6 protein-coding genes are annotated in these 7,540 nt (G+C 63.2%); 5 read left to right on the forward strand and 1 reads right to left on the reverse strand.

Features of this window, described 5'->3' with window-relative positions; all coding sequences use genetic code 11:
- The 5 genes from JSS27_21460 to JSS27_21480 form a co-directional block, all read left to right on the forward strand.
- A partial coding sequence (locus tag JSS27_21460) for an Hsp70 family protein (GenBank protein MBS0211518.1) occupies positions 1-1,093 on the forward strand: 1,093 nt, incomplete at its 5' end.
- 146 nt (positions 1,094-1,239) lie between these two features.
- Complete coding sequence (clpB, locus tag JSS27_21465) at positions 1,240-3,933, forward strand: ATP-dependent chaperone ClpB (GenBank protein MBS0211519.1); 2,694 nt, start codon at positions 1,240-1,242, stop codon at positions 3,931-3,933.
- Positions 3,934-4,178: 245 nt separating this feature from the next.
- Positions 4,179-5,258: a peptide chain release factor 1 gene (gene prfA, locus JSS27_21470; protein MBS0211520.1), complete on the forward strand. Its 1,080-nt coding sequence runs from the start codon at positions 4,179-4,181 to the stop codon at positions 5,256-5,258.
- A 1-nt stretch (position 5,259) separates the two neighbouring features.
- Positions 5,260-6,138 (forward strand): peptide chain release factor N(5)-glutamine methyltransferase, encoded by an 879-nt coding sequence (gene prmC, locus JSS27_21475; protein MBS0211521.1) that lies wholly within the window; start codon positions 5,260-5,262, stop codon positions 6,136-6,138.
- A gap of 380 nt (positions 6,139-6,518) precedes the next feature.
- Positions 6,519-6,875 (forward strand): hypothetical protein, encoded by a 357-nt coding sequence (locus tag JSS27_21480; protein MBS0211522.1) that lies wholly within the window; start codon positions 6,519-6,521, stop codon positions 6,873-6,875.
- Between the two features lie 30 nt (positions 6,876-6,905).
- On the opposite strand, the gene JSS27_21485 is transcribed toward JSS27_21480, so the two are convergent.
- A complete protein-coding gene (locus JSS27_21485; protein ID MBS0211523.1) occupies positions 6,906-7,271 on the reverse strand; it encodes a hypothetical protein in 366 nt (121 codons plus the stop codon).
- Positions 7,272-7,540: the final 269 nt, after the last annotated feature.

The raw sequence follows: 7,540 nt of genomic DNA on the forward strand, positions 1-7,540 counted from the left end.
CAATCTGCCGTTCATCACGGCCGACGCCAACGGGCCCAAGCACCTGCAACTGAACATCACCCGCAGCAAGTTCGAGCAGTTGGTCGATCATTTGATCGAGCGCTGCCGCGGACCAGTGCTGCAGGCGATGCAGGACGCCAAGCTGGAACCGAAGGACATCGACGAAGTGGTGCTGGTCGGCGGCTCGACCCGCATTCCCAAGGTCCAGGAGCTGGTCAAGAAGATTTTCGGCAAGGAGCCGCACAAGGGAGTGAACCCGGACGAAGTCGTGGCCGTCGGCGCCGCCATTCAAGGCGGTGTGTTGGCGGGCGAAGTGCAAGACGTGCTGCTGTTGGACGTGACACCGCTGAGCTTGGGCATCGAGACCAAGGGTGGCATCATGACCAAGCTGGTCGAGCGCAACACCACGATTCCGGCCGAGCGCAAGAACGTATTCAGCACCGCCGACGACAACCAGACGGCGGTCACGATCAGCGTCTATCAGGGCGAACGTGAAATGGCCCGCGACAACCGGTTGCTCGGTCAGTTCAACCTGGAAGGCATTCCCCCCGCGCCGCGCGGCGTGCCGCAGGTCGAAGTCAAGTTCGACATCGACGCCAACGGCATTCTGAACGTGTCGGCCAAGGATCTGGGGACCGGCAAGGAACAGACCGTCAAGATCGAGCAATCCTCCGGTCTGAACGAAGCCGAGATCGAACGGATGCGGAAGGACGCCGAAACACACGCGGCCGAAGACAAAAAGCTCCGCGAGCTGGCCGAGGTCCGCAACCAGGCCGAATCGCTGGTCTTTGCGCTGGAAAAGCTGATGAAGGAGAATCCCGACAAGATCTCCGAAAAGGATCGTGGCCCGCTCGACGCGGCCATCAAGAAGTGCCGCGACGCCACGGCGACCGACGACATCAACGCCATTCGCACGGCGGCCAACGAGTTGGAGCAGGCGTCGCACGCCTTTAGCAAGGCGTTGTACGAAAGCAAGGCTGCCGGCGCCGGTGCTGCCGGAGCGTCGGCCACCGACGGCGCCGCCCAAAACGGCGGCGAGCAAAAGAGCGGCGACGACGACGCGATCGACGCGGAATTTGAAGTGAAGAAGTAAAAGTGGCTAGTTGCTGGTTGCTAGTGAAGGAAGAAAAAGCCTTACTGGCACCGCAACGGCCACAGCAGTTTTTACTTCGTGATCCGCGTTCCGTGTTTCTCTGTCCTGCATTTCCTAGCAACTAGCAACCAGCAACTTCCACCCCCATGCCCTTCCGACCTGACAAACTGACCCTCAAGGCTCAAGAAGCCGTCCAGCGCGCGCAAGAGCTGGCTGTTGATCGCGGCAATCCGCAGATCGACGCCGTACACTTGCTGGCCGGCATTCTGGCCGAACCCGAGGCCGGCATCGCCGCCGCCGCCTTCGAGAAGATGGGCGTCAATCGTCGGCAACTCGACCAAACCGTCGAAGCCGAGTTGAAGCAGTTGCCGCGGATGAGCGGCGCGGGCACGCAGCCGGGAGCGGCCAGTTCGTTGATGCAAGTGCTCGAAGCGGCCGATCGCGAAGCGACGACCATGCGCGACGAGTTCGTCTCGGTCGAGCATCTGTTGCTGGCCTTGGCCAAGGTCGACACCAAGGCCAAGACGATTCTCAAGTCCAATTCAATCACCGACGCGCAGTTGCTGTCGGCCTTGCAAAAGGTCCGCGGCAACCAGCGCGTGCAAGATCAGAACCCCGAGGCCAAGTTCCAGGCCTTGGAGAAGTACGGCATCGACCTGGTCGAGCGCGCCAAACAAGGCAAGCTCGACCCCGTGATCGGCCGCGACCAGGAAATCCGCCGCGTGATCCAGGTGCTGTCGCGCCGCACCAAGAACAATCCCGTCCTGATCGGCGAGCCCGGCGTGGGCAAGACGGCCATCGTCGAAGGACTAGCCCAGCGGATCGTGGCGTCGGATGTTCCTGAGGTGCTGAAGAACCGCCGGGTGATCGCGCTCGACATGGGCGCGCTCGTGGCCGGCACCAAGTTTCGCGGCGAGTTCGAGGAACGCCTCAAGGCGGTGCTCAAGGAAACGTCCGATTCGCAGAACGTGATCCTGTTCATCGACGAGCTGCACACGGTCGTGGGGGCCGGTGCGGCCGAGGGTGGCAACGACGCGGCCAACCTGTTGAAGCCGGCGCTGGCGCGCGGTGAGTTGCGGTGCATCGGCGCGACGACACTCGACGAGTATCGCAAGTACATCGAAAAAGACGCGGCGCTCGAACGCCGCTTTCAACCGGTCCACGTCGGCGAGCCGTCGGTCGAGGACACGATCGCCATTCTGCGCGGCCTGAAAGGGCGCTATGAAGCCCATCACAAGGGGGTGAAGATCAAGGATTCGGCCCTGGTGGCGGCGGCCAAGCTGTCGCATCGCTATATCGCCGACCGATTCCTGCCCGACAAGGCCATCGATCTGGTCGACGAAGCGGCCAGCCGATTGGCGATGGAGCTGCAAAGTGTGCCGACCGAGATCGACGAAGTGCAGCGCCGGCTGGTGCAGTTGGAGTTGGCGTCGCGCCAGTTGGCCGAAGAAACCGAAGAACACGCCCAGGATCGCCTCGCTGAAATCAACGAGGAGATGCAACAGCTCAAAGTCAAGCTCGCCAGCCTGCGCGAACAGTGGGAAGCCGAGAAGCGCGGCCTGGGAGCCACCGAGAACGTGCGCGCCGAACTCGACAAGGTCGAACTCGAATTCAAACAACTGAACACCCAGATCAAGGAACGCCAGTCCGCCGGGGCCCCGATTCCCGAGCAGGACTATCAGCGGCTCTATCAACTGGACGTCAAGCGCAAGGAATTGCTCCAGCGGATGGAAGCCGAATCTGCCGACCGCGAAGAAACGAAGGATCGCGACGGGGCGAAGGAAACCGTCAAAAGCGGCCGTCGCCTGCTGCGTCAGGAAGTCGGTCCCGAAGAGATCGCCGAAGTCGTCAGCGCGTGGACCGGCATTCCGGTCAGCCGCATGATGGAAGGCGAGAAGGCCAAGCTGCTGGTCATGGAAGAACGTCTGCACCAGCGCGTGGTGGGCCAGGACGAAGCGGTCGCCGCCGTCAGCAACGCCGTCCGTCGCAGCCGCTCGGGCTTGCAAGACCCGAACCGGCCAATCGGCTCGTTCATCTTCCTGGGCCCGACGGGCGTCGGCAAAACCGAGCTGTGCAAGGCGCTGGCCGAGGTGCTGTTCGACAGCGAGAACGCCATGGTCCGCTTGGACATGAGCGAGTTCATGGAACGGCACACGGTGAGCCGGCTGATCGGCGCGCCGCCGGGCTACGTCGGTTACGAGGAAGGTGGCGCGCTGACCGAAGCGGTGCGCCGCCGCCCCTACTCGGTGGTGTTGCTCGATGAAATCGAGAAGGCCCACCGGGACGTTTTCAACATTCTGCTGCAAGTCCTCGACGATGGCCGCCTAAGCGATAACCACGGTCACACCGTGGACTTTACCAACACGATCATTGTCATGACGTCGAACGTCGGCAGCCAAGAGATCCAGGAAATCACTCGCGGCGGCGGCACCGACGACGACGTGCGGCAAGCCGTCAAGGCGCAGCTTTCGATGCGATTCCTGCCCGAGTTCCTGAACCGGATCGACGAGACAATTGTGTTCCACCCGCTGAACCGCGAGCAGACCCGCAAGATCGCGCAGCTCCAGGTCCATCACCTGGCGCGTCAACTCGAGGCGCAGGAACTGCAACTTGACGTGACAACTCGCGCGCTCGATGCCTTGGCCACCGAGGGGTACGACCCCACCTATGGTGCGCGACCGCTGAAGCGCGTGGTTCAGCAACGGCTGCAGAACCCGCTGGCCACCGAGATTCTCCGCGGGCATTTCCCGTCGGGCAGCACGGTGCGGGTCGATTTCCGCGACGACGAGTTCCTCTTCGAGCGAATCGCCGAGGCCGAAGTCGTCGGCGCCGAAGCTTAGCGACACTCACACGATGTGCTCAGGTCTGGGTGGCACGCCCGTCCTTCGGGCGTGGGGAAGCATGCACCAGGCCTCGATGCTTCATTAGCGGTTCACCACGCCCTGCGCTGCGCTTGGGACGTGCCACCCGATGAAATGATCGAGCGCCTTCCCTAGCCGCGCGGCGCATTGCCGGACCTTGTGCGGTCGGCGGCAAGCGATTATGACTGCTCAACTTGCGGACCGTCTGTTAGGATTCGTGTGCCATGAACATTCGCGAAGAACTCGACAAAAAACTCGACCGCTACGAGGAAATCGACCGGCTGTTGATCGATCCGGCGGTGTTGAGCGACTCGAACAAGCTGGCGGCCCTGTCGCGCGAGCGCGGCTCGCTGAACAAGGTGGCCAGCAAGTACAAGCGGTTCAAAGACCTGGTCCAGCAGATTGCCGAGGCCAACGAGATGGTGGCCGGCGGCGACAAGGACTTGCGCGAGCTCGCCGAGGCCGAGTTGCCCGGGCTGCGCGACGAGCGCGAAGCCCTGTGGAACGAGCTACTCGAAATGACCGCCGGCGGCGATGACGCCAACCGGACGCGGTGCGTGTTCGAAATCCGCGCCGGCACCGGCGGCGAGGAGGCCGGCCTGTGGGCGCGCGACCTGTACGACATGTACAAGAAGTACATCGAAGCGAACGGCTGGAAGGTCGAAATCCTGGACATGAACGCCACGGAACTCGGCGGCTTCAAGCAACTGGTGCTGGGCATCTCGGGCGAGGGAAGCTACCGGGTGCTGCAATACGAAAGCGGCGGCCACCGCGTGCAGCGCGTGCCCGAGACCGAAGCCAAAGGCCGCCTGCAAACGTCGATGGCCACGGTGGCGGTCATGCCCGAGCCGGAAGACGTCGAAATCGATCTCAAGCCGGACGACTATCGCAAGGACTTGTTCTGTGCCAGCGGTCCGGGGGGCCAACACGTGAACAAGACCGAATCGGCCGTCCGGCTGACGCACCTGGCCACGGGCATCGTGGTCCAGTGTCAGGACGAAAAGAGCCAGCACAAGAATCTGGCCAAGGCGCTGCGGGTGTTGAAGACGCGGCTGTACGAGCACTTCCGCCAGCAGGAAGAGTCCAAGCGGTCGGAAGCGCGCAAGACGCTGGTCGGCTCGGGAGACCGGAGCGAACGGATTCGCACGTACAACTATCCCGAGAATCGGATCACCGACCACCGCATCAATCTGTCGCTGTACAAGCTGGACCAGGTGCTCGGCGGCAATCTGACGCCGGTGACCCAGGCCTTGATCGACTACGACCGCGATCAACTGCGGTCGCAATTCGGCGCGGTGGAGTAAAATGCCCGACGAATCGTGGACCATCGGCCGGCTGCTGCGCTGGACCAGCGAGTATTTCGGCAAGCAGGGCGCGGACAGTCCGCGGCTCGACGCCGAAGTCCTCTTGGCCCACGCGCTCGCTTGCCAGCGGATCGCCCTCTACACGCGGTTTGACGAAGAGCCGCCCGAAGCGTCGCGAACCGCCTATCGCGAGATGGTCAAGCAGCGCGCCGCCGGTCAGCCGGTCGCCTACCTGGTCGGCAAACGCGAGTTTTATTCGCTGTCGTTTCGGGTTTCGTCCGACGTGCTGGTGCCGCGCCCCGAGACCGAGTTCATCGTCGTGCAACTGTTGGACCTGGCCAAGCAGCACACGTCGAACGGCGCGCCGCCGGCAATTGCCGACGTGGGGACGGGAAGCGGCATTCTGGCGGTCTGCGCCGCCAAGTATCTGCCGACGGCCCGCGTGACGGCCATCGACATCAGCCCCGCGGCCTTGACCATCGCGCAAGAGAACGCGGCCGCGCACGGCGTGGGCGAGCGGATCGAGTTTGTCGAGAGCGATTTGTTTGCCCAAGTGCCAGCCGGGCGGCAGTTCGATTTCGTGCTCAGCAACCCGCCCTACATTCGCACCAGCGAGATGGCCGAACTGCCCCGCGACGTGCGCGACTTTGAGCCCCACCTGGCTCTCGCCGCCGGCGAGCGCGGGCTCGATGTGATCGAGCGGCTGGTGCCGCAAGCGGCCGAGCGGTTGCGACCGGGTGGGTGGCTGTTGATGGAGATCAGCCCGCAGATCGAGGCCGACGTGCTGGGGCTGATCGAGGCCGACGGCCGGCTGGCGGCCCATCCCACGGTACGCGACTCGCGGAACCTGCCCCGGGTGATCCAGGCCCGCCGTCAGTAACTTCGCCGAGAGATCGAACTTCGGATGGCCCGGCCGCTCGCCGGCCGCGGTTGCGCAGCAACAAGAAAAGCGTCGGGGCTTCCCGACGTATAGGCAGCACAGGGCTCTTCTTGTCGCTGGTGCGACCCAGCCGGCAAGCGGCTGGGCCACCCGAGATTTCGCCCAGAACTCTTCAATGTTGCCCAAAGGCAACATCTCTTCTCCGGCCGGTTGATGATCGGCAACGGCCCATTAATTCCCGGCGTTTTCTCCACCGGTTCGTGCGACATCCCGGGAACCGTGACCTAGGTTTTTCTGGAAGCGAACCAGGCCCGGCGCCGCCCGCGATGCGGAGCGCGCCCGCGGCCCTTCAAGGCACGCTAGAGCGGGGAAACACAGCCATGCGAGTCATGCGACGACTTTGGAACGAAGAAATCGGCGCCGTGGTCTCGGCGGAAATCATGTTGGTCGCCACCACCCTAGTGATCGGTGTGATTGTCGGCCTGAAGAGTGTCCGCGATTCAGTCGTCTCGGAACTGGCCGACGTGGCCCAGGCCATGACCGTCGCCAATCAAAGCTTCTTCACCCAAGGCTGGAACAGCAGCACTTGGGGTAACGGCATGAACAACGGCTGGAACGGCGGCGCGTTCGGCAGCAACGGCTTTACCGACAGCGGCATGGGAGGCATGGGCGGAATGGGTGGCGGCATGAACGGCTGTATCAGCGTCTGTGCCGGCGCTTGGGGCGAATCGTCGTAACGATCGCTCTGCTCCCGCTTCGACGGCCGATCAGGCCGTGACGTTCAACAGATTACCGACATTCGCCGCAGGCGACGCGCCATTCGACGCGCCGCTTGTGTTGCTTTGTGAGCCGCAGTTCTGCTGTTGCTGGTTTTGCGTGTTGCCGCTGCTCAATTGATCGATCAGCGATTGCAGCAACTGGGACAGCGAATCGGTTGACGAACTACCCGACGACGAGGAGGCGGCGCTCGCCTGTTGCGCGCCACCGTCGCCATCGTTGGCGGCGGCCGCCTGGTGATGATGATGTCCACCGCCGCCGTGGGCCCGATGTCCGCCCGACGCGCTGTTCGAGTTTTGGGCAAAGTACGCGGCCAGTGTCTGGCTGGTCGAGTTCGATACGCCGCTGATGCTCATCGCACGATCCGTGGGCTAAGGAGCGAATCCTTTCCGAGCGCCGCCAGGCGCTCCCCCACTCATAGTCAACGGCACGCCCGGGCAGGCAACTTCAGTCCCGTTCGATTACGAATCTGGCAACCGCCCGCTAGCGGCAAAAAGTGGGCGGCAGAGGCCGCGAAAGTTAACGATCGTAATCTTTCGGAACGCGTTTCAATTCCTTGTAGCGCGCCTATCGAAACCGTCATTCCCGCGCAGGCGGGAATCTAGTCCTCTGTCAGTCTTAATAA

Source organism: Planctomycetota bacterium (genome assembly GCA_018242585.1).
Classification (GTDB): domain Bacteria; phylum Planctomycetota; class Planctomycetia; order Pirellulales; family PNKZ01; genus JAFEBQ01.

Coding starts and splice junctions, on each gene's coding strand:
- JSS27_21485 (MBS0211523.1), bottom strand. CDS start 7,271: ATGAGCATCAGCGGCGTATCGAACTCGACCAGCCAGACACTGGCCGCG.
- prmC (MBS0211521.1), top strand. CDS start 5,260: ATGCCCGACGAATCGTGGACCATCGGCCGGCTGCTGCGCTGGACCAGC.
- prfA (MBS0211520.1), top strand. CDS start 4,179: ATGAACATTCGCGAAGAACTCGACAAAAAACTCGACCGCTACGAGGAA.
- JSS27_21480 (MBS0211522.1), top strand. CDS start 6,519: ATGCGAGTCATGCGACGACTTTGGAACGAAGAAATCGGCGCCGTGGTC.
- clpB (MBS0211519.1), top strand. CDS start 1,240: ATGCCCTTCCGACCTGACAAACTGACCCTCAAGGCTCAAGAAGCCGTC.